Raw genomic sequence first — 25,330 nt, 5'->3', positions numbered from 1 at the left:
GGCTGATCGCGGCGGGGGAGTCCCGCCGGGGGCGTGGCGGGTGGGCCGGACGGGAACTAGCCTCGGGTCAGGCGCGGCGGGAGGCGGTGGCGGTGGGCAGCGCAGGTGTGCCGGTGGTGGTGGGGCTCGACAACGGGGGCACGAGCGACAACGCCACTGTGCTGACCGTCGACGGCCGGTTCCTGGTGGACGGGCTGCTGGAGATCCCGAGTGACGTGGGCGCCGGGCCGGAGGCGGCGGTGGAGGCGCTGGCGCGGGCGTTCGACGGCGTGCTCGCCCACACCGGCGTGCCCCGCGACCTGGTACGCGCGGTCGGGCTGGACACGCCCGGCCCGGCCAGCGCCACCGGGGTCATCTCCTCGCGGGGCTCCACCAACTTCTCCCAGCCGGCCTGGCGCGGCTTCGACGTGCGTACCGCGCTGGAGCGGCGCCTCGGCCTGCCGGTGGTGTACGCCAACGACGGCAACGCCGCCGCGCTCTACGCCCACCATGTGCACTTCGGCGCGGACGCGATGGCCCGGTCCTCGGTGGCCGCGATCGTCGGCACCGGGCTCGGCGGGGGTGTGGTGGAGTCCGGGCGGGTGGTCGGCGGCGCGGCCGGCATGGCCGGCGAGTTCGGGCACGTGCACATCCCGCTGGACGGCCTGGTCGAGCCGGACCAGACGGCGCCGGTCTGCGCGTGCGGCTTCACCGGTGACGCGGAGAGCGTCGCCTCGCTGACCGCGATCCGGCGCAACCTGCTGCCGTACTGGCTGGCCCGGCATCCGGAGCATCCGCTGGCCGCGGAGGAGCCGGACCGGGCCGCGAAGCTGCTGCGCGGCTACGGCGAGCGGGGCGACCCGCTGGCCCGCCAGGTTTTCGGCCAGCAGGCGCGGGCGCTGGGGCGGCTGTTCACCATCGCGGCCAACTTCACCGACCCGCACGCGTACTTCGTCGGCGGGGGCGTGGTGGAGGCGGCGCCGGAGTTCCGGGACTGGTTCCTCGCCGCTGTCGCCGAGCACACGGTGCTCCGTGCGGAGCAGCGGGCGGTGGCCACCTTCGCCCTGGTGCCGGACCGGGACATGGCCGGGGCGCGCGGGGTGGCCATCGCCGCGCTGGAGGCGGTGCGCGCCGCCGCCGTGGCCGCGCCGCTGCGGCCGGGCGGCGCGTCCGCCTGAGGAGCCGCGGTCAGGGGCGCGGCGGCGCCGCGGTGAACGCGGCCCAGGCGTGCGGCCGGAACACCAGCACCGGGCCGGCCGGGTCCTTGGAGTCGCGGACCGCCACCGAGCCGGGCAGCGGCGCCATCTCCACGCATGCGCCCTCGTCGCCGCTGTGACTGCTCTTGCGCCAGCCGGCCGGTGTCGGGTGCGGACGGTTCGTGCCGTTCATCTGGGTCACCTCTCGTTCAGCAGGCGGAGCAGCTGGTCCCGACTGGCCGCCGGGCTCAGCGCCACGGTCCGCAGGTGCTCCATGATCTTGGTGCAGGTACGCAGGTCGCCCGGCCGGTCGAGGATCATCTGCCCGGCGACGGTCTCCACCGAGGCGATGATCGGGTCCTCCGGGTCGGCGAACTCCAGCATGTGCAGCGAGCCCCGGGTGCCGCGGTGGTAACCGGCGGCCAGGGGGATCACCTGCACCGTGATGTTCGGCAGTTCGGCCATCTTCACCAGGTGCTGGAGCTGGGCGGACATGACCGAGGGCCCACCGACCGGGCGCAGCAGCGCGCCCTCGTCGATGATGGCGTCGAGGATCGGCGGCTCGTCCCCGGAGAGCCGCTGCTGGCGGTCCAGCCGTAGCTGCACCCGCTGCTCGACCTGCTCGTCGCTGAGGGTGTGCGGGCCGCCGCGCATCACGCCGCGGATGTAGTCGGCGGTCTGCAGCAGACCGGGCACCACCGACGGCTCGAAGTTCGCGATGCCGGTGGCCTCGGCCTCCAGCGCGATGAAGTCGATGGTGCGGCGGTCCAGCAGGTACGAGTAGGACACCCACCAGCCGGGCTTGCGGGCGTCCTTCGCGAGCTCCACGGCCGCGGCGATCTCGTCCGGGCCCACGCCGTAGCTGGTCAGCAACGCGCGCACGGTGGCGGGACTGATCAGCGTCTGCGCGTTCTCGTAGCGGGACAGCGTGCTCCGGGTGCTGTTGATCTCGTCGGCCGCGGACTCCAGGGTGAGGCCGGCGGCCTCCCGGTGGGTCCGCAGTGCGATGCCGAGCCGTCGGGCCCGGGCGGTCTTCGGCGCCATGCATCGATGGTCGCACATCTGGTGGGAAAATGTGCGTGAGAGAAAGTCGATGAGAGTTGCATTCACGCCCGTGAACCTGTCAACCTGTGACGGCGTCCTCACCGCCGGTTGTCGTGGCGACGGTGGCGGTGAGCGACCGGAGGGGATGGGGCGCGCGGTGGTCGGATTTCTACTCCCCCACGATCCGGCCGCCGCGTGCCCCTGCCGGTCCACGAGATGGGGAGGGGTTCCGCGATGACGGTGACGGCCTGCCGCCTGCGGAGCGGAGGTGGCCGGGAATGACCCGGTTCCTCGTGGTCCTCACCGACGTGCGACCCCCGGACGGCGCCGGGCGCGACGAGCGGACCAGCCCCGAACGCCGACGGCAGGTCGTCGGCGCGAACAGCCGGGAGGCGGCCGACCGGATCGCCGGCGCGTTCATGGCGCTGGGCATGGTGCGGGCCGGCCGGCAGCGCGTCAAGGTGATCGCGGTCGGCCGCCGGCCCCGGCACCCGGCCTTCTGAGTCGGAGCCACCCTCGTATGGTTACTCCCTGTATATGTCACCTTGACCGTTTGCCACGCGGCTCCGCGTCTCCCCGGGTATCGACCACCCCCGCCGACAACGCACAGTAAGGTCAATCGGGTGAGCGCCACCGGCGAGCACGGCCAGCCGCAGTCGCGACGATGAGGTGACCATGACCACCCCAGGCAAGACCCGTGTGGCGATCGTCTTCGGTGGCCGCAGCCCCGAGCACGGCATCTCCTGCGTCAGCGCCGGCAGCGTGCTGGCCGCGCTCGACCCGGACGAGTTCGAGGTGGTGCCGGTCGGCATCACCCGGCAGGGCCAGTGGGTGCTCGCCGACGGCGAACCGAGCCGGCTCGCCATCACCGACCGGAAGCTCCCGGAGATCACCGCCGGGTCCGGCGCCGAGCTGGTGCTGCGCGCCGACCCGGCCGCGGGCGGCCTGATGGTGCTCGACCCGGCCCAGGGGCCGGTCGCGCTCGCCGACGTGGACGTGGTCTTCCCGGTGCTGCACGGCGCGTACGGCGAGGACGGCACGATCCAGGGAATGCTGGAGATGGCCGACATCCCCTACGTCGGCGCGAACGTGTTCGCCTCCGCCGCGGCCATGGACAAGGAGTTCACCAAGAAGCTCTGCGCCGCCGAGGGCATCCCGGTCGGCCCGTACGCGGTGCTGCGCGCCGGGATGTCGCTGAGCGAGGAGGACAAGGAGCGCCTCGGGCTGCCCGTCTTCGTCAAGCCGTCCCGGGCCGGCTCCTCGTTCGGCATCACCAAGGTCGACGACTGGGCGGACCTGGACGCCGCGCTCGTCACCGCCCGGGAGATCGACAGCAAGGTGCTCGTCGAAGGCGCCGTGGTCGGCCGCGAGATCGAGTGCGGTGTGCTGGAGGGCGAGGCCGGCGGCGCGCCGGAGGCCTCGGTGCTCGCCGAGGTGCGGATGATCGGCGACCGCGACTGGTACGACTTCGAGGCCAAGTACATCTTCGCCGACGAGGTCTGCGAGTACGACGTACCGGCCGACCTGCCCGAGCCGGTCGCGCGGCAGGTGCGCGACTACGCCACCCGGGCCTTCACCGCGCTCGACTGCTCCGGCCTGGCCCGGGTCGACTTCTTCGTGACCCCGCAGATGGACGTCTACCTCAACGAGATCAACACGATGCCGGGCTTCACCCCGACGTCGATGTTCCCGCGGATGTGGTCGGCCAGCGGGCTGGAGTACCCGAAGCTGGTCAATCGGCTGATCCGTACCGCCCTGCACCGCCGCGCCGGCCGCTGAACCGGCCGGCCGGGCGTCAGGCGGAGCAGCCCGAGGGGGCCTGCTTCGCCGAGGGCACGGAGCTGACGATGGTGTCGGAGATCGTCGTCACCCACTGCAGCGGCGGCTCGTACGACTTCGGCACCCGCACCCGGATCGGCGTCTCCCGGTCGACGGTGGTCAGCACCGTGGCGTCGGCCTCCTCGGCCGCGTGCCAGCAGACCTTGTTCACCGTCCACACCTCGTCGGTGGGCGGGAACTGCGCCGGGCTGCCGCCGCAGGCCACCGTCAGCGCCGGGTCGCCGTACGCGGCGTTCTGCTCCGGGCCCGCGGTGACCGGACGCTGCGGCAGGTCACGCACGCTGTCCGGAAGCTGCGACATCAGGGCACGGCAGAGTACGGTCGGGCGCTCGGCCAGCGCCGGGGCGGCCATCTCGACCGGCGCGCTCGACTGTGCCCGGGGGCTCGCCGACGCGCTCGGCCCGGCGTCCGGCGACTCCGGGGCCAGCTTGGCGAACGTGAACCCGGCCACCGCCACCGTCACCGGCACGGCGACCAGAGTCGCCCAGAGCGCGGCGCGGCGGGTGGAGCGGTCCGGGCGCGGGGAAGTCTTCTCGTCCACTTACAGCCGCACCACCGAACACGTGAGGGTGCGGGTGATGCCGGGCACCATCTGCACCTTGCTGACAATGAGTTTGCCGAGCTCGTCGACGGTGTTCGCCTCGGTGAGCACCACCACGTCGTACGGCCCGGTGACGGCGTCGACCCGTACCACGCCGGCCAGGTCCGCGATCAGACCGGCCACGTCACGCGCCCGGCCGACCTCGGTCTGGATGAGGATGTACGCCTGTACCACGACTCGACCTCCGTCCGTCGCCTCCGGGCGACCCGAAGGGTGAAACTACCGTACTGAGCGGCAGTGATCCCTATCGGTTGCCGGTCGTACGCGGTGAGCGAGCACACGCCGGCGCGGACAGGGGTGGAACGTGCGCAACGACGCAGCGGATCGAGGGGACGGCATGACGGTCACGGATGTCGGCGAGTTCGGGCTGATCGACCGGGTGACCGCCCGGCTGGCACAGGGACAGAGCTGCCTGCTCGGCCCGGGCGACGACGGCGCGGTGGTGGCGGCGCCGGACCGGCGGGTGGTCGCATCGACCGACGTGCTGGTGGAGGGACGGCACTTCCGGCGCGACTGGTCGGCGGCGCGGGACGTGGGACACCGCGCGGCGGCGGCCAACCTCGCCGACATCGCGGCCATGGGCGCCACCCCGACCGCGCTGCTCGTCGCGCTCTGCATGCCGGCCGAGCTGGACCCGGCCTGGGCCGAGGAGCTGGCCGACGGGCTGGGCGCGGAGGCGGCGCTCGTCGGCGCGAGCGTGGTCGGCGGGGACATGTCGGCCAGCCCGACGCTCACCATCGCGGTGACCGCGCTCGGCGACCTGGCCGGGCGACCACCGGTGGTCCGCTCCGGCGCCGGGCCCGGCGACGTGGTGGCGCTGGCCGGGCGCACCGGCTGGGCGGCGGCGGGCTACACCGTGCTGTCCCGGGGCTTCCGCACGCCCCGGCTGCTGGTCGAGGCGTTCCGCCGCCCGGAGGTGCCGTACGCGGCCGGACCGGCCGCCGCCGCGGCGGGCGCCACCGCCATGATCGACGTGTCGGACGGCCTGCTGGCCGACCTCGGGCACGTGGCCGCCGCCAGCGGCGTGGCCGTCGACCTGCGCCGGGAGGCGTTCGAGGTGCCCCGGCAGATGCGCGACGCGGCGGCGGCGCTCGGCGTCGACCCGTACACCTGGATCCTGGCCGGCGGCGACGACCACGCCCTGGCGGCGACGTTCCCGCCCGACGCCGCGCTGCCCGACGGCTGGCGGCCGGTCGGGCGGGTGGCGGCCGGCGCCGGCGTCACCGTCGACGGCGCCGGGTACGACGGCCCGCGCGGCTGGGACCACTTCCGCCGAACGGCGGAGTGATCTGCGTCCGACCCCCGGCCGCCCGGCCGGGCGGGGGTCGGAGGCGGTCGTAACCTGGCACGGTGAGCGAGATCGAGATCCGGGAGCGGCGCTTCGACGCGCCCGAGTCGCAGGCGCTGATCCGGGCGGCGCTGGCCGACCTCGGCGCCCGTTACGGCGGCAGCGGCGACGACACCCCTGTCGACGCGGCCGAGTTCACCCCGCCGGACGGCGCGTTCCTCGTCGCCTACCTCGACGGGCGTCCGGTGGGCTGCGGCGGCTGGCGCAGCCACGGCGCGGACGGCGACACGGCCGAGTTGAAGCGGATGTACACCGACCCGGCGGCCCGGGGCCGGGGCGTGGCCCGTGCGGTGCTCGGCGCGGTCGAGCGCTCCGCCCGTGACCACGGCCGCAAACGGATCGTGCTGGAGTGCGGCGACAAACAGCCCGAGGCGATCGCCATGTACACCTCGTCCGGCTACGAGCGGATCCCGAACTTCGGCTACTACAAGGACGCCCCGGGCTGCCTGTCCTACGGCCGCACGCTCTAGCCGACGGTGATGCGGATCTCGTCCGCGGCGCGGCGTGCGGCACTGGCCGCCTCGTCCGGGGTCGCGCCCCAGGCCATCAGGTGCCCGCTGCGGTGCGCCGAGGAGAGCAGTTCCGGCACGGTCTGACCGACCTTCGTCTCGACCTGCACGTCGAGCACGCCCGGCACGCGCAGCGCGTCGCGCTTGCCGTCGACGGCGGTGACCTGTCCGGGCGGCGCGATCAGGAACTCGATGGCCGCCGCGCCGGTCGGCCGCGCCGGCAACGCCGGCCGTTCGCCGCGCAGCACCCGCAGGTACGCCTCGATGACGTCGCGCTCGTAGGCGATCGAGATCAGCGCGGTGATCATGTCGCCGGGCATCCGGGCCGCGCACTCCACCAGCGTCGGCACGCCGTCGACGAGGATCCACTCGCTGTGCAGCATGCCGCTGCGGAAGCCGGCCGCCTCGGCGAGGCGTACCGCGGCGGCGCGCAGCGCGTCGTGCTCGGTGGCGGGCAGCGCGGACGGCACGGTGTGGCCGGTCTCGACCGGGTACCGGCCACCGGCGATCCGCTTGTCGGTGACGTTAGCGAAGATCACCTCGCCGTCGGCGACCAGCAGCTCGACGCTGTGCTCGGAGCCGACCAGCAGCTCCTCCACCAGCACGCCGGTGGGCAGGCCGCGCTCGGTGGCCTCGGCCGGGTCCGGCGGCGCGGCGCTCGCCGCCCAGCGGGCGGGCACCTCGGCCGGGTCGGTGATCAGCTGCACGCCCAGGCTGCCGGAACGGCGGGTGGGCTTGAGCACGCACCGGCCGCCGTGCGCCCGCGCGAACTCCACCGCCCGCGCCGGGTCGTCGACCAGCTCGTAGACGGGGTTGGCCAGTCCGATCCGGTCGGCGAGCAGCCGCATCCGGTGCTTGTCGGAGAAGATGTCAGCGGCCTCCGCCCCGGCGCCGGGCAACCCGAGCCGTTCGGCGAGCCGGGCGGCGGCGCCGACCGCGTACTCCAGGCCGGGCAGGACCAGCCGGGCGTCGGCCAGGGCGGGCTCGCGGGCGAGCAGGGCGTCGGCGTCGAAGCCGGTCTGGTACTCGGCCTCGACCAGTCGCCCGATCATCGGCAGCCGCTCGGCGAACCGGGCCAGGTCGCGGCGGGCGATCACGTCCGGCTCCTCGACCAGTACCACGGTGCCGGCCGGCAGTTGCTGGTCGAACCAGCTCAGTGAGCCGAACGACGCGCCCACCACCACCAGTTGCTCGCGACCCAGATCGAGGTCCACCGGTCACCCTCCCCACGGCTCGCGCCGGAACCGGACGGCCGGCGCAGCAGCACCCTAACCGGCCCGTACCAGCCGGTCGCCGTACGGTCGGTCAGGTGTGCGGCGCGGGTCGGTGGATACGACAGAAGCCGGCGGATCCCGAGGGATCCGCCGGCGACCGACGATGTTCGGTGGCGCTACCGCGTCAGGCGCGGGTGACCTTGCCGGCCTTGATGCACGAGGTGCAGACCTTCAACTTCTTGGTGTTGCCGCCACCGGCCGGGGTGCGCACCGACTGGATGTTCGGGTTCCAGCGGCGGTTGGTCCGCCGGTGCGAGTGGGACACGTTGTGGCCGAAGCCCGGCCCCTTGCCACAGACGTCGCACACGCTAGCCACGGGATACTCCTGGGATTGAAACGTTCATGAGGTCGCCGCCAGGCGCTGCCCGGGCAACCTGGTCAGGTTACCCGATGACAGTCGGTACGCCCAACCGGCCCTTTCGCGAGCCCACCCAGCGTACCGGCGACCCGGCCGGGCCGGCGGGCGGGGCGGACACGCGGCGGACGACCCCGGCGCGTGTCGGTGCGCGCCAGTAGGCTTCCCGACGTGCTGGAGACCCTCGACGCCGCAGCGGTGCGCCGCTGGTGCGCGAGCGGGCTGGCCGCCCTCCGGCGGCACCAGGGCGAGATCGACGAGCTGAACGTCTACCCGGTGCCCGACGGCGACACCGGCACCAACCTGGTCCTCACGCTGACCTCGGCCCAGCAGGCCCTGGCCATGGACCTCGGCACCCTCCCCGACGACGGGCACACCCCGCACGGGCACGCGCTGCGGCTGATGGCCCGGGGCGCGCTGCTCGGGGCGCGCGGCAACTCCGGGGTGATCGTCTCGCAGATCCTGCGCGGCCTCGCCGACACGCTCGCCGCCGCTCCCGCAGTGGGCGGGCGGCAGCTCGCCGACGCGCTGGCCGACGCCACCACAGCCGCCTACGCCGCGGTCGCCCGGCCGGTCGAGGGCACCCTGCTCAGCGTGGTCGCCGCGGCGGCCCACGCGGCCCGTCTCGCGGACAGCGACGACCTGCGCACAGTGGCCCGGGCCGCGGCCGAGGCGGCGGCGCACGCGCTGGCGCGTACCCCCGAGCAGTTGCCGGAGCTGGCCCGCGCGGGCGTGGTCGACGCCGGTGGGCGCGGCCTGTGTCTGCTGCTTGACGCGCTGGTCGAGGTGGTCACGGGGGAGAGCCCGGCGCAGGCGGCGCCCGCGCCGCCCACCCGCCGTCCGCCGGCCACGGCCGTGCGGGAGAGCGGCTCCGACGTGTACGCCTACGAGGTGCAGTACCTGCTCGACGCGGACGACGAGGCCGTGGCCCGGCTGCGCGCCGAGTTGGCAGTGCTCGGCGACTCGCTGGCGATCGTCGGCGACGGCGCCGGCACCTGGAACGTGCACGTGCACGTCAACGACGTCGGGGCGGCGATCGAGGCGGGCGTGGTCGCCGGCCGGCCGCACCGCATCGGCGTGACCCGCTTCGCCGACCAGACCGCCCCGGCGCCCGCGCCGCAGGTGGCGCGCCCGGACGGCCGGGCCGCCGTGGTGGTGGCCACCGGCGCGGGCATCGCCGAGCTGTTCGCCGCCGAGGGCGCCGTGGTGGTGCCGGCCAACCCGTCCACCGGTGAGCTGCTGAACGCGATCCGGGCCACCGGCGCCGCCCGGGTGGTGGTGCTGCCGAACGACCCGAACACGCAGTCGGTGGCGAGCGCGGCCGCGAAGGAGGCGTACGGCCTCGGCGTCAAGGTGAGCGTGGTGCCCACCCGTTCCCCGGTGCAGGCGCTCGCGGCGCTCGCAGTACGCGATCCGAAGCGGCGCTTCGAGGACGACGTGATCGCGATGGCCGAGGCGGCCGGCGCCTGCCGGTACGCCGAGGTGTGCCACGCCGCCCGGGAGGCGCTCACCGTCGCCGGCCCGGCCCGCGCGGGTGACGTGCTGGCGCTGGTCGAGGGCGAGGTGCACCTGATCGGGCAGGATCTGACCGACACCTGCATCGCGGTGGTGGACCGGATGCTCGGCGGTGGCGGTGAGCTGGTCACGCTGCTGTGCGGCGCGGATGCGCCGGCCGGGCTGGCCGACCGGGTCCGTGAGCATGTCGAGCGGGCCTGGCCGTTCGTCGAGGTGCAGGCGTACGAGGGCGGGCAGCCGCACTATCCGCTCCTGGTGGGGGTCGAATGACGAGCGAGGCGGCCACTGTGGACACGCCGCTGAAGAAGCTGGTCGGCGAGCGCACCGCGAAGGCGTTGGCCGGGCATCTCGACCTGCACACCGCGGGCGACCTGATCTACCACTTCCCGCGCCGGTACGACGAGCGCGGCGAGCACACCGACATCCGCTCGCTCGACGTGGGGGAGCAGGTCACAGTGCTCGCCCAGGTGCAGCGCACCGCCGTGCGCCCGATGCGCCAGCGGCGCGGCAACCTGCTGGAGGTCACCGTCGGCGACGGCTCCGGCGGCGTGCTCACCTGCACGTTCTTCGGCAACCAGGCGTGGCGGGAGCGGGAGCTGCGGCCCGGCCGGTGGGGGTTGTTCGCCGGCAAGGTGACCGAGTTCCGGGGCAAGCGGCAGCTCAACGGCCCGGAGTACGTCCTGCTGGGCGAGGGCGGCGAGGGCGAGGCGGCGGCGAACGAGGAGGTCGAGGAGTTCGCCGGTGCCCTGATCCCGGTCTATCCGGCCGCGGCGGCGGTACCGACCTGGGTGATCGCCCGCTGCGTGCGCGTCGTGCTGGACACGTTCACCCCGCCGGACGACCCGCTGCCGGCCACCGTGCGGGCGACCCGCAACCTGGCCGACATCGGCACCGCGCTGCGCGAGATCCACCGTCCGACCAGCAAGGAGGCGCTCTACCGGGCGCGTCGGCGGCTCAAGTGGGACGAGGCGTTCGCCGTGCAGCTCACGCTGGTGCAGCGCAAGCACCGGGCCGCGGCGTGGCCGGCGCGGGCCCGGCCGGCGAAGGCGGGCGGCCTGCTCGACGCGTTCGACGCCCGGCTGCCGTACGAGCTGACCTCCGGCCAGCAGGTCGTCGGGCGGGAGATCGCCGCCGACCTGGCCGCCGCGCACCCGATGCACCGGCTGCTGCAGGGCGAGGTGGGCTCCGGCAAGACCGTGGTGGCGCTGCGCGCCATGCTCCAGGTCGTCGACGCCGGTGGGCAGGCCGCGCTGCTCGCGCCGACCGAGGTGCTCGCCGCCCAGCACCACCGGGGCATCCTCGACCTGCTCGGCCCGCTCGCCCGGGCCGGTGAGCTGGGCGCCGCCGAGGACGCCACCCGGGTGGAGCTGGTCACCGGCTCGCTTGGCGCGGCGGCCCGGCGCCGGGCGCTGGCCGAGGTGGCCGAGGGGCGGGCCGGCATCGTGCTCGGCACGCACGCGCTGCTCTACGAGGGCGTCGACTTCCACGACCTGGGCCTGGTGGTGGTGGACGAGCAGCACCGCTTCGGCGTGGAGCAGCGCGACGCGCTGCGCGCCAAGGCCGACCAGCCGCCGCACGTGCTGGTGATGACGGCCACCCCGATTCCGCGCACGGTGGCCATGACCGTCTACGGCGATCTGGAGACCTCCACGCTGTCCCAGCTTCCGCAGGGCCGCTCGCCGATCGCCTCGCACGTCGTACCGGCCGCCGAGAAGCCCGCGTTCCTCGACCGGGCCTGGCGCCGGCTGCGCGAGGAGGTCGCGAAGGGCCACCAGGCGTACGTGGTGTGCCCGCGCATCGGTGAGGGACCGGTGTCGGACGAGGAGGCGCCGCGGGAGGACGACAACGGCCGGCGCCCGCCGCTGGCGGTGACCGAGGTGGCCCCGCTGCTGGCCGAGGGGCCCCTGCACGGGCTGCGGATCGGGGTGCTGCACGGGCGGCTGCCCGCCGACGAGAAGGACGCGGTGATGCGCGCGTTCGCCGACGGCGAGCTGGACGTGCTGGTCGCGACCACAGTGGTCGAGGTCGGCGTGAACGTGCCGAATGCGACGGTGATGATCGTGCTGGACGCCGACCGCTTCGGCGTCTCCCAGCTGCACCAGTTGCGGGGCCGGGTCGGCCGGGGCTCGGCCGCCGGTCTGTGCCTGCTGGTCACCGAGGCGGTCGAGGGCTCGTCGGCGCGGGAACGGCTGGACGCGGTCGCCTCCACCACCGACGGGTTCAAGCTGGCCGAACTCGACCTGGAACAGCGCCGCGAGGGCGACGTGCTCGGCGCGACCCAGTCCGGCCGGCGCTCGCACCTGCGGCTGCTGTCGCTCAGACGCGACGCCGAGCTGATCCGCGACGCGCGGGCCGAGGCGATCGAACTGGTCGAGGAGGACCCGGACCTGACCCGGCATCCGGCGCTCGCGGCCTCGGTGGCCGCGCTCGTCGACGAGGAGCGCGCCGAATACCTGGAGAAGGGCTGACGGCGGGCCGGTGCGGTCGCGGGGCAGCGGCACGCCCGTGGCGTGCCTAGGCTCGCGCAGATGTCGACACCATCACCCGAACGCGGCGTGCTGCTTCTGGCCCGAGGTGACGAGCTCCTGGTGGACCGGGTCGCCGGGGTCGCCGACGAGGCGTCCGGCCGGCGCTGCACCCCGGCGACCCGATTCCAGATCGCCTCGATCAGCAAGCAGATGGCGGCAGTGGCGGTGCTGCTGCTCGCCGAGCGGGGCGCGGTGAGCCTGTCCGACCCGGTGGTACGCCGGCTGCCCGGCACGCCGCCGCCGCAGTGGTCCGGCATCACGCTGCACCACCTGCTCACCCATACCTCGGGGCTCGGCCACTGGGAGGAGTACCCGGCGATCGACCTGCACGGGCCGGCCGAACCGGACGAGCTGCTCGACCGGTTCGCCGCGCTGCCGCCACTGTTCCCGCCCGGCGCCGGGTGGCACTACAGCAGTCCCGGCTACGTGCTGCTGGCCCGGACCGTCGAGCAGGTGGCCGACCGGCCGTACGCCGAGTTCCTCGCCGGGGAGGTCTTCGCGCCGCTGGGCATGACCGGCAGCTTCGCCGGTTCCGGCGAGGGGCGGCCGGACGTGGCGACCGGGCACGAGGGCGGCCGGGCGGTGCCGTCCTGGGACCTCGCGACCGTGAGCATGGGCGCTGGTGACGTCTGGTGCACCGGGGCGGACCTGCTCACCTGGCTCGACGTACCGCGCCGGGGGCGGCTGCTCGCCAGGGCCTCGGTGGCGGCGATGACCGCGCCGCACGCGCCCACCGGACGGCCCGACGAGGCGTACGGCTACGGGTTCTTCGTCGGCCCGCTGGCCGGCCGGCGGGCGCTGCACCACTCCGGGGACAACGGTGGCTACAAGGCGTTCGCCGCCTGGCTGCCCGACTCCGACGAGCGGCTCGTCCTGCTGACCAACCAGGCCGAGGTCGACCCGGTCGCGGTCACGTCGGTGCTCGACGCGGTCTGACCGCCCGCGCGCCCTGTACCGGACCCGCGGCAGGCACGGCGAGGGCGCGCCGACCGGGTGGTCGACGCGCCCTCGGGTGCGGATCAGGCGGTGAAGCGGATCCGGCGGCGACGGGTCACCACGAACAGCACCGCGCCGGCGGTGAGCAGCAGCGCGGCGCCGCCGACGATGGCGCCGGCGGCCGGGCCGGTGACGGGCAGGCCGCCACCCTGGCCGGAGCAGTCGTCCGGCTGGGTGTACGGGATGGTCTCGGCGTCCTCGACCACGTCGTACTTCACGGTGACCTTGAGACCCGGGTAGGCGTCGAACTCGACCGAGCTGGTCTTGCCCGGCTCGGACGCGAGCGTCCTGGTGACGCCCTTCTCGGTGGTCAGCGTGGCGGTGAACGGCGCGCCCTGGGCCGGGTTCTCCACGACGAACGTCATCGAGTCGCAGTCCTGGTCCAGCTTGAAGATCGGCTCCGCCGGCGGGGCGGACGGCGACGGCGGGGTGGACGGGCTCGGCGGGAGGGACGCCGACGGCGTCGGGGTCGGCGAGGCCGGCGTGCTCGGCGTGGGCGTGGGACTCGGCGGCGTGCTGGGCGACGGCGACGGGCTCGGCGTCACGCAGTCGCGGGCCGGGCGGGCCGTCACGGTCCGCTCGCCCTCGTGCGACTTGCGGCCCCGGTCCCAGTGCGCCCCGACGGTCAGCTTCAGCTCCGGAATCGCGCCGGCGAACGTGTGGGTCTGGGTGCCGGTGAGCGTGCCCTTGCCGGCCGGCTTCAGCTCGGCGCCGACCGCCAGGTCCCCGCTGACCGGGCCGGGCACTGTGGACACGAGCTTGGTGATGCGGCCGGAGATGTCGGTCTCACTGCTGGTCACGGACCAGGTGACGGTGACCGCGCCGTTCGGGGTGGCGCAGTAGCTGCCGGACGGCTCGGGGTGGTGGGCGGCGGCCGGGCCGGCGACGGTGGCGACGCCCGCGAGGCCGAGCAGCGTGCCGGCGGTGAGGGCGGCGGCACGCCGGAGGTGGAGACGATTCACGCCTGCTCCTGACGAGGGGGAGGATGGGAGAGACCGGGCGGAGGGGCCGGAGCCGCGCGTCCGTCCGGCAATCGGGCCAGACCCTAGCGAGATCGACAGTGCGGGCGTTACCGAGATCGACGGGTCGTAAAGGGTCCGTTATGAATCCGAGATCATTGATGTACGTCGAGTCACCCGGCGTCACCTCGGGTGCTCGATCCACCTCGGCGCGCGGGTCGCGTAGCGTCGGGGCATGCGCAGGGAGCGACGGTGACCCGGATCGTGGCCGGCACGCTCGGCGGGCGGCGGATCGCCGCGCCGCCCGGCGCCGGCACCCGGCCCACCTCCGACCGGGTCCGGGAGGCGCTGTTCAGCGCCGTGCACTCGCACGTCGACCTGGACGGGGCACGTTTCGCCGACCTGTACGCCGGTTCCGGCGCGGTCGGCCTGGAGGCGCTGTCCCGGGGCGCCGCGCACGTGCTGCTCGTCGAGTCCGACGCGCGTGCCGCCCGGGTGATCCGGGACAACATCGCCGCGCTCCGGGCCGCTCCCGCCGCGCGTCTGGTCACCGGCAAGGTCGCCACCGTGCTGGCCGCCGGTCCGGCCGACGGCCCGTACGACGTGGTCTTCGCCGATCCGCCGTACGCGGTGCCGGACGCCGAGATCACCGCGATGCTGGCGGCGCTGGTCGACGGCGGCTGGCTCGCCCCGGACGCCCTGGTGATCGTCGAGCGGTCCAGCCGTTCCGGATCGGTCACGTGGGTGGAAGGTGTCACTCCGGAGCGCAGCAGACGTTACGGCGAGACCACTCTTTGGTACGGTCGCCGATCATGAGACGTGCGGTCTGCCCGGGCTCGTTCGACCCGGTCACCAACGGTCACCTCGACATCATCGGCCGGGCGAGCCGGCTGTTCGACGAGGTGATCGTCGGGGTGCTGGTCAACCAGTCGAAGCAGGGCCTGTTCACGGTCGAGGAGCGGATCGACATGCTCCACGAGGTCACCGCCTCGTACGACAACGTCCGGGTCGAGTCGTTCCGCGGTCTACTCGTCGACTTCTGCCGGGCGCAGCAGGCGAGTGTGCTGATCAAGGGCCTGCGGGCGGTGAGCGACTTCGACTACGAGCTGCAGATGGCCCAGATGAACATCGGCCTGGCCGGCGTGGAGACGTTGTTCATGCCGACCAACCCGCTCTACTCGTTCATCTCGTCCAGCCTGATCAAGGACGTGGCGAAGTGGGGCGGCGACGTCTCCGCCCACGTCCCCGACCTGGTCCGGGAGCAGCTGGCCACCCGCCTCCGCCCCTGACCCTCCGCCGGGGGTGGGCGACGCGCCGGGTGGGGCGGGTGGGGCGTGGGTGGCTCGGGCGCGACATGATGTGTGCAGCGCCGAAGCCGGGCGCAGGCCGCATCATGGAGGGCGGCCGACGAAGACAGGAGTGAGGTACCGGTGGACCCGCTCGATCGCATCGACGAACTGATCGCCATGGTGGAGCAGGCCCGCTCCGTCCCGATGTCGCGCAACAACTGCATGGTCGACCGGGGCGAGATGATCGCCGCGCTCGACGAGTTGCGCGCGGAGCTTCCCGCCGACCTGCGCCGGGCCGCCGCGCTGCTGGAGGAGCGGGACAAGATCATGGAGGCCGGCAAGCGCGAGGCCGACCGGATCATCAGCGAGGGTGAGGCGGAACACGCCCGGCTGGTCTCGGTCAACGAGATCACCGTCTCGGCCGAGCACGAGGGCGCGCGGATCATCGCCGAGGCGCGGGCCGAGGCGCAGCGCCTCCGCGAGGAGGTGGACGACTACGTCGACACCGCGCTGGCGAACTTCGAGCAGTTCCTCACCCGGGCGCTCGCCTCGATAGAGCGCGGCCGGGACAAGATGCACGCGCTGCGCGAGATCGGCACCTTCGCCGGGGACGAGCCGGACCGCCCGCTACCCTTCTGAGCGGCGCGCGGGCCGGTCGCCGACAGCCGGCTGCCGCCGAGCCGGAGGTCCGCCCCCGGTTCGACGGTCCGCCGCCAGGCAGGTAACCTTCTTTGTCGGCCTCTCATCGGCCGGAGTCTGACTATGCCCAAACACTCGCCAAGCACACTCGACCCCAGGTCGCCGCTGGTCCTCGACACGAGGGAACTGCCGCGCCGACCTGGCGCGTTGCGTACGCACAAGCGGGTCGTGCCGGCACCGGCGGACCTCGGCGTGGAGTTGATCAGTGTGCCGGAGGGCGCGGACCTCGACCTCGACCTGAGGTTGGAGTCGGTGTCCGAGGGCGTGCTCGTCTCCGGGACCGTCACCGGTCCCGTCAAGGGCGAGTGCGGCCGCTGCCTGCGCGAGATCGACGAATCGTTGGCCGTGACGATCCAGGAGCTGTACGCGTACGAGAACAGCACCACGGACGACACGACCGATGAGGACGAGGTGGGCCGGATGCAGGGCGATCTGATCGACCTGGAGCCGGCGTTGCGGGACGCGGTGGTGCTGGCGCTGCCGACGAACCCGCTCTGCCGGGAGGACTGCCCAGGCCTGTGCCCCGACTGCGGGGTGCACTGGGACGATCTGCCGGCCGATCACAGCCATCAGCAGGTCGACCCGCGTTGGGCGAGCCTGACGCAACTGACCCGTACAGAGGAGTAAGAACCGTGGCCGTCCCCAAGCGCAAGATGTCGCGCAGCAACACCCGCGCCCGCCGGGCGAACTGGAAGGCCTCGGCGGTGGCGACCGTGGCCTGCCCGCAGTGCAAGTCGGCCAAGCTGCCGCACGCCGCCTGCTCCGTCTGCGGCACCTACAACGGCCGTCAGGTCCTCGAGGTCTGACGCGGACGCCGAGTGACGTCCCCGACCACCGGTCGGGTGACGCGCGCACCAAGGCTCACGCCCGGTGCCCCGGCTCCCTCCACCGCCGACCGGCCCCCGGCCGGCGGGCCGGCGGAGCCGGGCACCGCGCGGATCGCCGTCGACCTCCTCGGCGGGGACGATGCTCCCGCCGTCGTGGTTGACGGCGCTCTGCGAGCGGTACGCACTGATCCCGCCCTGCACCTGATGCTCGTCGGCCCGATCGAGGTGGCCGGCGAGCTGATCGGTGCGCTCGACCCGGCGCAGCGAGCCCGGGTCACGGTCCGCCCGGTGCGGACCGCCGTCGGCATGGCCGACCATCCCACCGCCGCCCGCGGCGAGAGCACGGTACGCACGGCCGTGCAGGCCGTCCGCGACGGCCTCGCCGACGCCGTGGTCTCCGCCGGCTCGACCGGCGCCACAGTCACCGCCGCCGCGCTCGGCCTCGGCCGCTGGACCGGGATACGCCGCCCCGCGCTCGTCGCCACGCTGCCCGCCGTCGAGGGGCCCGTGGTGCTGCTGGACGTGGGCGGCACGCTCGAACCCGGCCCCGCCACGCTGACCCGGCACGCCGTCCTGGGCGCCGCCTACGCGGCAGTGGCGCACTCCGTCACCGCGCCCCGCGTCGGGTTGCTCTCCGTCGGGCACGAGACCGGCAAGGGCGACCGGCTGCGCCGCCACACCGATCCCGCGATCGCCGCCCTGGCGCTGCCCTGCGACGCGCGCTACGTCGGCCTGGTCGAGGGGTACGACATCTCCCTCGGCGCCCGCGCCGACGTGGTGGTGACCGACGGCTTCACCGGCAACGTCCTGCTGAAGGCCATCGAGGGCGCGTACGCGATGGCCGGTGGCCCTCCGCCCGGCGGCGGCGCGCCCCGCGCCGCCGCCCTGCTGGGGGTGGGCGGCACCGTGGTCGTGTGCCACGGCGCGGCCGGCTCCGAGGACGTCGCCTCGGGCATCGCCCTGGCCGCTCACCTGTGGCGCCGCGACGCCGCCGGAACGGTCCGCGCCCTGCTCGCCGACGTTGCGCACGAACCCGCACCTGACCGACACGACACCGAGGTAGCACCATGACCAACGACAAGCGGCGGCGTGCTCCCGTCGGCCACCTGGAGGCGGCCTTCGGAGTGTCGCTCGACCCGGAACTGCTGGAACGCGCGCTGACCCACCGCTCGTACGCGTACGAGAACGGCGGCCTGCCCACGAACGAGCGGCTGGAGTTCCTGGGCGACTCGGTGCTCGGCGTGGTGATCACCACTGCGCTGTTCCACAACCACCCCGACCTGCCCGAGGGTCAGCTGGCGAAGCTGCGCGCCAGCGTCGTCAACATGCGGGCGCTCGCCGACGTGGCGCGTGGCCTGGGCCCGGACGGGCTGGGCGCGTACCTGCTGCTGGGCAAGGGCGAGGAGGCCACCGGCGGGCGGGACAAGGCGAGCATCCTGGCCGACACGCTGGAGGCGCTGCTGGGCGCGATCTACCTCCAGTACGGCCTGGACACCGCGGCCATCGTGATCCACCGGCTCTTCGACCCGCTGATGGCCGAATCGGCGGGCCGGGGCGCGGCGCTGGACTGGAAGACCAGCCTCCAGGAGCTGACCGCGGCGCTGGGGCTCGGCGTGCCGGAGTACCGGATCGAGGGCACCGGACCGGACCACCTGAAGACGTTCACCGCCTGGGTGGTGGTCGCCGGCAACCGCTACGGCGGCGCGGAGGGGCGCAGCAAGAAGGAGGCCGAGCAGCGCGCCGCCGAGTCGGCCTGGCGGATGATCACCGAGCGGGCCGAGGCCGAGGCGGCGGGGGACGAGACGGCGGGGCAGGACGAGACGGCGGACGTCGAGGCGGGCGCCGGCCGTGCCTGAGCTGCCCGAGGTCGAGACCGTCCGGGTGGGGCTGGCCCAGTGGGTGATCGGCCGGCGGATCGCCGCCGTCGAGGTGCGCCACCCCCGGGCGGTACGCCGGCACGCGCCGGGCGGCGCGCACTTCGCCGACGTGCTCGCCGGGCGGACGATCACCGGCGTACGCCGCCGCGGCAAGTACCTCTGGCTGCCGCTGGACAGCGGTGACGCGGTGATCGGCCACCTCGGCATGTCCGGCCAGTTGCTGTTGCAGCCGGTCGGCGCGGCCGACGAGCTGCACCTGCGGGTCCGGTTCCGGTTCGCCGACGACGGGCCGGAGCTGCGCTTCGTCGACCAGCGCACGTTCGGCGGGCTGTCCGTCTCCGAAGGCGGGGCGGAGCTGCCGGCCGAGATCGCGCACATCGCCCGCGATCCGATGGACCCGGAGTTCTCCGACGAGGCGTTCGTGGCGGCGCTGCGCCGCAAGCGTACGGAGATCAAACGCGCGCTGCTCGACCAGACGCTGATCTCCGGGGTGGGCAACATCTACGCCGACGAGGCACTGTGGCGGGCGAAGCTGCACGGCGCCCGCCCGGCCGACGCGCTCACCCGCCCGGCCGCGCTGCGGCTGCTCGGGCACATCCGGGACGTGCTCGCCGAGGCGATCAAGCAGGGCGGCACCAGCTTCGACGAGCTGTACGTGAACGTCAACGGTGAGAGCGGCTACTTCGACAGGTCGCTGAACGCCTACGGCCGGGAGGGCGAACCCTGCCCGCGCTGCGGCGCGCCGATCCGGCGGGAGGCGTTCATGAACCGGTCCTCCTACAGCTGCCCGCGTTGTCAGCCGCGGCCCCGGGGCACCCTCCGGGGTTGACCCCGAGCCGATTCGGGGTTGCGCCGGTGTGCATCGCCGGACGGTCCCCGGAGACGCGCCGGAGCGTACCCGGAGATGCCCTTTTCCGCCCGGTCCGTGCGGCCGGTTCCGGCCGCGCGGACCGCGCCCGCCGGATCGGGGACGAGCGGGGGCCGTTCCCCGATGCCGGGGCCCCGCCTGCTGCCTAGCGTCATCTGGGGTCGGCGCAGGGCCGGCATCAGGAGGGTGGAACCCGGAACATGGGCAGGCGACCGGTGACCGTGCGGCTGGCACGGTGGAGTGCGGAGCATCCGTGGCGCGCGATCGCGTTGTGGGTGGTCTTCGTGGCGGTGTGTTTCGTGGGCGGCAGCGCCGCCGGGCTGAACGAGGCGACCGACGAGGATCAGGCGATCGGCGAGTTCGGACGGGCACAGCTGATCGTCGACAGTGGCGGGTTCGACCGGCCGGCGACCGAGAACGTGCTGATCACCGCCCGCTCGGGTTCGCTCGACCAGGCCGCGGCGAAGGCCGCCGCGCAGGACGCGGCCGACCGGCTGCGGCAGGTCGACGGCGTGGCGTCGATCGGTACGCCGATGCCGTCGCGCGACGGCAGCGCGCTGCTGGTGCCGATCACCATGTCGGGCGACCCGGGCACCGCCGGGGACCGGGTGCAGCCGCTGCGGGACACCACCGCGAAGGTGCAGGACGCGCACCCGCAGCTGCGGGTGGAGCAGGTCGGCGGCCCGTCGATCGACAAGGCGCTCGACGACACGCTCGGCAAGGACTTCAAGCGCGCCGAGCTGCTCAGCCTGCCGGTGACGCTGGCCATCCTGATCATCGCGTTCGGCGCGCTGATCGCCGCCGGCGTGCCGGTGCTGCTGGCGCTCTCCTCGGTGGCGGCCGCGATGGGCCTCTCCACGCTCGCCTCGCACCTGGTGCCGGCCACCGACACCACCGCCAGCGTCATCCTGCTGATCGGTATGGCGGTCGGCGTCGACTACTCGCTGTTCTACGTGCGGCGGGAGCGGGAGGAACGAGCGAAGGGCCGCTCCGGTCTGGACGCGGTGGAGATCGCGGCGGAGACCTCCGGGCACGCCGTGGTGGTCTCCGGCACCGCCGTGATCATCTCGATGGGCGGTCTGCTGCTCGCCCAGGACGCGATCTTCTCCTCGCTGGCCGTCGGCTCGATCCTGGTGGTGGCGGTCGCGGTGATCGGCTCGCTCACAGTGCTGCCGGCGCTGCTGGCGAAGCTGGGCCGCTGGGTGGACCGGCCGCGGGTGCCGCTGCTGTGGCGCCTCACCGCGCCGCGCACCGGTCAGTCGGCCCGGCCCCGGTTCTGGCCGGCGGTGCTCAAGCCGGCGCTGCGCGCGCCGGTGGCGACGCTGCTGATCTCGGTGGCGCTGCTGCTCGCGCTGGCCGCGCCCGCGCTCGGCATGAAGCTGAAGTTCCCCGGCCCGGAGGACGTGCCGCGCACCACCGCCGCCATGCAGGCGTACGACCGGCTCACCGCGGCGTTCCCGAGCAACGGCACCAGCCACACGGTCGCCGTGCGGGCGCCCGCCGAGCAGGCCGACCGGGTACGGGCCGCGCTCACCGACCTGGCCGGCCGGACCGCCACGGACCCGCTCTTCGCGCCGGCCGAGGCGGACGGCCCGGAGATCCAGGTGTCGGCGGACCGGCGGGTGTCGGTGCTGGAGGTGGCCACGCCGCACGCCAGCCGCTCCGACGAGGCGTCCCGGTCGCTGCACGAGCTGCGCGAGGACCTGGTGCCGGCCACGCTCGGCGGCATCCCGGGCGTGGAGTACGCGGTCGGCGGCGGCGTGGCCGCCAGCGAGGACTACGCCGCCCACATCTGGGCGAAACTGCCGATCGTCGCCGCGTTCGTGCTGGCGCTGACGTTCCTGGTGATGGCGTGGACGTTCCGGTCGGTGGTGGTGGCGCTGACCTCGATCCTGCTGAACCTGCTCTCCGCCGGGGCCGCGTACGGGCTGCTGGTGCTGGTCTTCCAGAGCACCTGGGCGGAAGGGCTGCTCGGCTTCACCTCGATGGACGCGATCGTCACCTGGCTGCCGCTGTTCCTGTTCGTGGTCCTCTTCGGCTTGTCGATGGACTACCACGTCTTCGTGGTCAGCCGGATCCGTGAGGCGGTCGACCGGGGCATGCCCAACCGGGAGGCGGTGGCGCACGGCATCACCTCCTCGGCCGGGGTGGTGACCAGCGCGGCGGTGGTGATGGTGGCGGTGTTCTCCATCTTCGCCACGCTCAGCATGATCGACTTCAAGCAGCTCGGCATCGGCCTGGCGGCGGCGATCCTGCTGGACGCCACGATCATCCGGGCGGTCGTGCTGCCCTCGGTGATGACGCTGCTGGGTGACGCGAACTGGTGGGCGCCACGCTTCATGCGCCGCCGTACGGTCGTCGCCCCGGCGGTGGAGCCGCCGCCCGCCCCGGCCCCGGAGCTGGTCGGCGCCCGCTGATTCCGGGTCCGGGCGCCGGTCCGCGCGGCATGTCCGTCGCGGCTTGACATCCGGTCCGGACCGTGCTGGCGGCTGAGACGGCATCCCCTAGTGAGCGATATACCTGAGAGTCATAATTATGACTCTCAGGTATATCGCTTTGCGTACACCCCTTGAGCCATGGCGTCACGCAGAGTGTCGGCACCTCCGTGGCCGTATCGGCCCAGGTGGCCGGGGACGGGGGCGTCACGGCAGTACGCAGGGGTCCCGCCAGGCGTCCAGTTGCCGGTCCTTGCGGATCGAGGCGAAGCCGTAGCCGACCGAGGTGACGCAGAAATCCGCCGGCTCACCCGTGTACTCGACGTGGAAGACCGGCTTGCCGGCGTCGACGAACGGCAGCAGCTTCGCGCACTCGCGGCGGCGTACGCACTCCTGGTTGACCGCGAAGTCGAAGTCGGGCGCCAGCGCGGCCACCTGCGCCACGTCGTCGACCAGGCCGGGGGAGAGGTCGAGCTTGCGGGCCAGCCCGGCCAGCCGCCGGTTGAACAGCAACTGGTCGTCGAAGTCCAGCGGGAAACCGGAGCGGTACCGGTAGCCGTCCGCGTCGGCCAGCGCCACCGCGCCGAAGCCCTTGCCCCGGCACAGCCGGAACCGGTCGGCCAGCACCGGTGACAGCGCGTCCCAGCGCCGTACGTCCAGGAAGCGGCTCCCCGGCCGTCCGGGCACGGCGGCGCCGCGTACGGCGGCGGGGAAGCGGGTGGCGTCCGGATCGTCGGCGGCGTACGTGCCGACCCGGACGTGGCAGACCAGCCGGCGGCCCCGCTCGCGCAGCGCGGCGGTCTCGGTCGAGGTGGTCGCCACCGGGTCGAGGAGGAAGACGTCGGCGTCGACGGTGACGTCCACCGGGGTGGTGAGCTGCCACTGCCACCGCCACCTGTCGGCCTGCGCGACCGGCCAGGGCGTGGGCGCGCCGGGCGGGGTGATCGGCCGCCGGCAGGCCGGCGCCGGGACGAGCAGCGCCGCGGTCAGCGCGAGCGCCACGCCCCGGCGCGGGCCACGTCGGCGGACGCGGGCCGGCCGGGCGCGCGGCACGGCCCACCCCGGCCGGATCCGCATCGACGACTCCCCGGACGCGGGCGGCCCGACGCCGCCCCCGACCGGTCAACGAGCGCCGGGCCCGTCACGACGCGCGGTCAGCGCGGCGTGCCGAAGACCTGCGTCCAGTACGGCCCGTTGCTGCGCGCCAGACCCATTCCGATCTGGGTGTACCCGCAGTTGAGGATGTTCTTCCGGTGCCCCTCGGATTTCATCCAGCCGTCCATCACCTCGGCCGCGCTCTGGTAGCCCCAGGCGACGTTCTCGCCCACCATGCTCCAGCTGTAGCCGGCGCGCTCCACCCGGTCCTTGGGCTCGCTGCCGTCGCTGCCGTTGTGGTCCATCTTCTTGTGGTCCGCCTGGTCCTGGCTGTGCCGCTGGGCGGCCAGGTTCAGCTTGGCGTTCACGGTCAGCGCCTTGCAGCCGGCCTTCGCCCGCTCCTGGTTCACCAGCGTGACGACCTTCTGGAGTTCCGCGCTCAGCGCGGTCGTGGCGGTGGCCTTGGTGGCCGCGGTGCCGCCGCCGCTCGGGGCGCTGCTGCGCTCCTGCTGCCGCGACGGCGCGGTGCTGCGGCTCGGCTTCGGGGTGGCCTTCTTGGACGGGCTCGGCGCGGCGGTGGTCGGTACGGCCGACGGGCTGGCCGACTCAGCAGCGAGCGTGTCCGCCGGGGTGTCCCCGGCGTCCTCTGGCGCCTGCGGCGCGGCGGCCACCGGAGCGTCGGCGGAGGTACGCTTGGTGCCCTGGTCGTCGCCGGGCAGCAGGACGGCGCCCACGCCGAGACTCACCACGAGTGTCGCCGCGGCGGCGGCCCCGCCGATCACGAGGGGCCGGGACAGGCGCCGCTTGCGGCGTCGCGGCTCGTCGGCCGGGATGTCGTCCGCCGGCTGCCACGTCGCCGCGGGCTGCTCCCAGCCACCGGCCGGCTGCTCCTGGCCGTGCCACGCCTGCTCCTGGCCGTGCCAGGCGGCCGTGGGCTGCTCGTGGCCGGTCCTGGCCGGCCCCTGGGCGTGCCAGGCATTGGCGGGCTGCTCCTGGCCGTGCCAGGCGGCGGTGGGCTGTTCCTCGCCGTTCCACCGGTCGCGGGGCGGCGGGTAGGAGCCGGCCGGCTCGGCGCCGTAACCGGCGGGGCCGTAGCCGGCGGGCTGCTGCTGCCCTCCGTCGCCGAAGAGGTACGACGACCGCGGCTCGGGCCGGTCGCTGAGCCACGCCGGACCCTCGTCGGTCGACGGCTCGGGACGCCGGCGGGCGCCCTCCGGTTCGATCGGGTCGTTCCAGCGGTACACGCCTGTCCCCTCCACGGGTTGGTTACGGGCCGGGGTGACGCTACGGGCGCGCTCGGAGCTGCGGCAACGTGGCTAAGAAAGAGTTAAGGCGAAGCAGCCGCCGAGGGTGAGGCGTTCACACATTTCCGGCGTACAGTAAAGGCGTCCGGACAGAGCGTGTCCGCGCCTTGTGGCAGCCCCCCGGCGAGTGGCCCGGCCGACGTGGAGATGATCTACGGCCTTGGTCAACTTGACGAAGGAGGGGGTTTCGGCTCAATATAGTGGTGTCGCCAGTCGCGCCCAGCCATGCCCCGATACAGCGGGAATGGTAGCCGCGAACATCATGGGCGCGCGTTGGCCGGCCTTTCCGGCAGCGCACATCAAGGAGTTCAGCATGGCGAAGGCCCTCTACGGCCACGTAAGCGCAGCGCCCGACCGGCGCCTGCTCGACGAGGTCACCCGTCTGCGTGCCAGGGTTCAGGCACTGGAGTTCGAGATCACGCGTCTGCGTGCCGACAACGATCGGCTCGCGGCGGCAGCGGCGGAGGCCGACGACCTCCTCCGTCTGGCCGAGCCCGCGCTGACCTGATCTCCAGTCGCCGGAAAACTGAATCGCACCACACCGAAAAGCGCGCCGACACTCAAGTGCCGGCGCGCAGCCATGTGCGTACCCTTTTTCGCCGTTCCCGCCGTGATTCTCGATCTTGCGAAACCGCCCGGAATTGCGTCCGGTAATTGTGATCATGCATTTCCGTTCCCACCGCGACGGCCGGGCGGAAAGCGGACACCGCAGGTGCCGGGTGGGTCGCGTGGCGGCGACGTCGCGGTCCCGGGTTAGTCTGCGGGTTCACCAGGTCCGCGCAGCCGGCGACGG

27 protein-coding genes are annotated in these 25,330 nt (G+C 73.8%); 18 read left to right on the top strand and 9 right to left on the bottom strand.

Annotated elements, in window-relative coordinates; translation table 11 throughout:
- Positions 1-92 precede the first annotated feature (92 nt).
- A complete protein-coding gene (locus tag DQE82_RS01630; RefSeq protein ID WP_064447250.1) occupies positions 93-1,157 on the top strand; it encodes an ROK family protein in 1,065 nt (354 codons plus the stop codon).
- A 10-nt stretch (positions 1,158-1,167) separates the two neighbouring features.
- Here the strand turns inward: DQE82_RS01630 and DQE82_RS01625 are convergent, their stop codons facing one another.
- On the bottom strand, positions 1,168-1,368 hold the full coding sequence (locus DQE82_RS01625; protein WP_064447251.1) for a DUF397 domain-containing protein: 201 nt from the start codon (positions 1,366-1,368) through the stop codon (positions 1,168-1,170).
- Positions 1,369-1,373: 5 nt separating this feature from the next.
- Positions 1,374-2,219, bottom strand: a complete 846-nt coding sequence (locus DQE82_RS01620; protein WP_043325956.1) for a helix-turn-helix transcriptional regulator — start codon at positions 2,217-2,219, stop codon at positions 1,374-1,376.
- A gap of 278 nt (positions 2,220-2,497) precedes the next feature.
- Between DQE82_RS01620 and DQE82_RS01615 the strand changes: the two genes are divergently transcribed.
- Together DQE82_RS01615 and DQE82_RS01610 are read left to right on the top strand one after the other, a co-directional pair.
- A complete protein-coding gene (locus tag DQE82_RS01615) occupies positions 2,498-2,722 on the top strand; it encodes a hypothetical protein (protein WP_043325954.1) in 225 nt (74 codons plus the stop codon).
- A gap of 172 nt (positions 2,723-2,894) precedes the next feature.
- Complete coding sequence (locus DQE82_RS01610) at positions 2,895-3,998, top strand: D-alanine--D-alanine ligase family protein (RefSeq protein ID WP_043325953.1); 1,104 nt, start codon at positions 2,895-2,897, stop codon at positions 3,996-3,998.
- A 16-nt stretch (positions 3,999-4,014) separates the two neighbouring features.
- Here the strand turns inward: DQE82_RS01610 and DQE82_RS01605 are convergent, their stop codons facing one another.
- Positions 4,015-4,599 carry a DUF3515 family protein gene (locus DQE82_RS01605; RefSeq protein WP_043325952.1) on the bottom strand — a complete coding sequence of 195 codons (585 nt, stop codon included), beginning with the start codon at positions 4,597-4,599 and terminating at the stop codon, positions 4,015-4,017.
- The gene (locus tag DQE82_RS01600; RefSeq protein ID WP_013284547.1) at positions 4,600-4,833 is read right to left on the bottom strand and encodes an Lrp/AsnC ligand binding domain-containing protein; all 234 of its coding nucleotides are present in this window, start codon (positions 4,831-4,833) and stop codon (positions 4,600-4,602) included.
- Between the two features lie 163 nt (positions 4,834-4,996).
- On the opposite strand from DQE82_RS01600, the gene DQE82_RS01595 reads away from it, so the two are divergent.
- Both DQE82_RS01595 and DQE82_RS01590 read left to right on the top strand, forming a co-directional pair.
- Positions 4,997-5,947: a thiamine-phosphate kinase gene (locus DQE82_RS01595; RefSeq protein WP_064447020.1), complete on the top strand. Its 951-nt coding sequence runs from the start codon at positions 4,997-4,999 to the stop codon at positions 5,945-5,947.
- Between the two features lie 62 nt (positions 5,948-6,009).
- Positions 6,010-6,477: a GNAT family N-acetyltransferase gene (locus DQE82_RS01590; protein WP_064447021.1), complete on the top strand. Its 468-nt coding sequence runs from the start codon at positions 6,010-6,012 to the stop codon at positions 6,475-6,477.
- Here the strand turns inward: DQE82_RS01590 and DQE82_RS01585 are convergent.
- On the bottom strand, positions 6,474-7,730 hold the full coding sequence (locus DQE82_RS01585) for an ATP-grasp domain-containing protein (protein ID WP_064447022.1): 1,257 nt from the start codon (positions 7,728-7,730) through the stop codon (positions 6,474-6,476). The two genes, DQE82_RS01590 and DQE82_RS01585, sit on opposite strands and share 4 nt — an antisense overlap.
- A gap of 184 nt (positions 7,731-7,914) precedes the next feature.
- On the bottom strand, positions 7,915-8,106 hold the full coding sequence (gene rpmB, locus DQE82_RS01580; RefSeq protein WP_011905179.1) for a 50S ribosomal protein L28: 192 nt from the start codon (positions 8,104-8,106) through the stop codon (positions 7,915-7,917).
- Between the two features lie 210 nt (positions 8,107-8,316).
- Between rpmB and DQE82_RS01575 the strand changes: the two genes are divergently transcribed.
- The 3 genes from DQE82_RS01575 to DQE82_RS01565 are packed head-to-tail and all read left to right on the top strand — an operon-like array spanning position 8,317 to position 13,124.
- Positions 8,317-9,930: a DAK2 domain-containing protein gene (locus tag DQE82_RS01575; RefSeq protein ID WP_064447023.1), complete on the top strand. Its 1,614-nt coding sequence runs from the start codon at positions 8,317-8,319 to the stop codon at positions 9,928-9,930.
- Complete coding sequence (gene recG / locus DQE82_RS01570) at positions 9,927-12,128, top strand: ATP-dependent DNA helicase RecG (protein WP_064447024.1); 2,202 nt, start codon at positions 9,927-9,929, stop codon at positions 12,126-12,128. Before DQE82_RS01575 ends, recG begins: the two co-directional genes overlap by 4 nt.
- Before the next feature lie 60 nt (positions 12,129-12,188).
- Positions 12,189-13,124 (top strand): serine hydrolase, encoded by a 936-nt coding sequence (locus DQE82_RS01565; protein WP_064447025.1) that lies wholly within the window; start codon positions 12,189-12,191, stop codon positions 13,122-13,124.
- 83 nt (positions 13,125-13,207) lie between these two features.
- Here DQE82_RS01565 and DQE82_RS01560 read toward each other — a convergent pair whose 3' ends face one another.
- Positions 13,208-14,146, bottom strand: coding sequence for a hypothetical protein (locus tag DQE82_RS01560; RefSeq protein WP_064447026.1), 939 nt, complete (start codon positions 14,144-14,146; stop codon positions 13,208-13,210).
- A 249-nt stretch (positions 14,147-14,395) separates the two neighbouring features.
- On the opposite strand from DQE82_RS01560, the gene rsmD reads away from it, so the two are divergent.
- The 9 genes from rsmD (at position 14,396) to DQE82_RS01515 (ending at position 22,120) form a co-directional block, all read left to right on the top strand.
- Positions 14,396-14,959 carry a 16S rRNA (guanine(966)-N(2))-methyltransferase RsmD gene (gene rsmD / locus DQE82_RS01555; protein ID WP_064447027.1) on the top strand — a complete coding sequence of 188 codons (564 nt, stop codon included), beginning with the start codon at positions 14,396-14,398 and terminating at the stop codon, positions 14,957-14,959.
- A complete protein-coding gene (gene coaD, locus DQE82_RS01550; protein WP_043325944.1) occupies positions 14,956-15,432 on the top strand; it encodes a pantetheine-phosphate adenylyltransferase in 477 nt (158 codons plus the stop codon). Before rsmD ends, coaD begins: the two co-directional genes overlap by 4 nt.
- Positions 15,433-15,573: 141 nt before the next feature.
- Entirely contained in the window at positions 15,574-16,071 is a 498-nt protein-coding gene (locus tag DQE82_RS01545; protein ID WP_043325943.1) for a hypothetical protein, read from the top strand.
- 123 nt (positions 16,072-16,194) lie between these two features.
- Positions 16,195-16,758, top strand: a complete 564-nt coding sequence (locus DQE82_RS01540; protein WP_043325942.1) for a DUF177 domain-containing protein — start codon at positions 16,195-16,197, stop codon at positions 16,756-16,758.
- Between the two features lie 5 nt (positions 16,759-16,763).
- Positions 16,764-16,937 (top strand): 50S ribosomal protein L32, encoded by a 174-nt coding sequence (gene rpmF / locus DQE82_RS01535; protein ID WP_030500827.1) that lies wholly within the window; start codon positions 16,764-16,766, stop codon positions 16,935-16,937.
- A gap of 132 nt (positions 16,938-17,069) precedes the next feature.
- Complete coding sequence (locus DQE82_RS01530) at positions 17,070-18,029, top strand: phosphate acyltransferase PlsX (RefSeq protein WP_176722757.1); 960 nt, start codon at positions 17,070-17,072, stop codon at positions 18,027-18,029.
- Complete coding sequence (rnc, locus tag DQE82_RS01525) at positions 18,026-18,814, top strand: ribonuclease III (protein ID WP_043325941.1); 789 nt, start codon at positions 18,026-18,028, stop codon at positions 18,812-18,814. The genes DQE82_RS01530 and rnc overlap by 4 nt, the downstream gene beginning before the upstream one ends.
- The gene (gene mutM / locus DQE82_RS01520; protein WP_113971825.1) at positions 18,807-19,664 is read left to right on the top strand and encodes a bifunctional DNA-formamidopyrimidine glycosylase/DNA-(apurinic or apyrimidinic site) lyase; all 858 of its coding nucleotides are present in this window, start codon (positions 18,807-18,809) and stop codon (positions 19,662-19,664) included. Before rnc ends, mutM begins: the two co-directional genes overlap by 8 nt.
- 239 nt (positions 19,665-19,903) lie before the next feature.
- The gene (locus DQE82_RS01515) at positions 19,904-22,120 is read left to right on the top strand and encodes an MMPL family transporter (RefSeq protein ID WP_113971824.1); all 2,217 of its coding nucleotides are present in this window, start codon (positions 19,904-19,906) and stop codon (positions 22,118-22,120) included.
- Positions 22,121-22,345: 225 nt separating this feature from the next.
- Here the strand turns inward: DQE82_RS01515 and DQE82_RS01510 are convergent, their stop codons facing one another.
- Positions 22,346-23,215: an endo alpha-1,4 polygalactosaminidase gene (locus DQE82_RS01510; protein ID WP_113971823.1), complete on the bottom strand. Its 870-nt coding sequence runs from the start codon at positions 23,213-23,215 to the stop codon at positions 22,346-22,348.
- A gap of 77 nt (positions 23,216-23,292) precedes the next feature.
- The gene (locus tag DQE82_RS01505) at positions 23,293-24,477 is read right to left on the bottom strand and encodes a CAP domain-containing protein (protein WP_113971822.1); all 1,185 of its coding nucleotides are present in this window, start codon (positions 24,475-24,477) and stop codon (positions 23,293-23,295) included.
- A gap of 373 nt (positions 24,478-24,850) precedes the next feature.
- On the opposite strand from DQE82_RS01505, the gene DQE82_RS01500 reads away from it, so the two are divergent.
- Positions 24,851-25,045, top strand: coding sequence for a hypothetical protein (locus DQE82_RS01500; RefSeq protein ID WP_013284566.1), 195 nt, complete (start codon positions 24,851-24,853; stop codon positions 25,043-25,045).
- Positions 25,046-25,330 lie beyond the last annotated feature (285 nt).

Source organism: Micromonospora sp. LHW51205 (assembly GCF_003315815.1).
GTDB classification, from domain to species: Bacteria; Actinomycetota; Actinomycetes; order Mycobacteriales; family Micromonosporaceae; genus Micromonospora; species Micromonospora chalcea.
The sequence above is the reverse complement of the archived record's forward strand: the minus strand, read 5'-3'. Positions and strand labels throughout refer to the sequence as shown.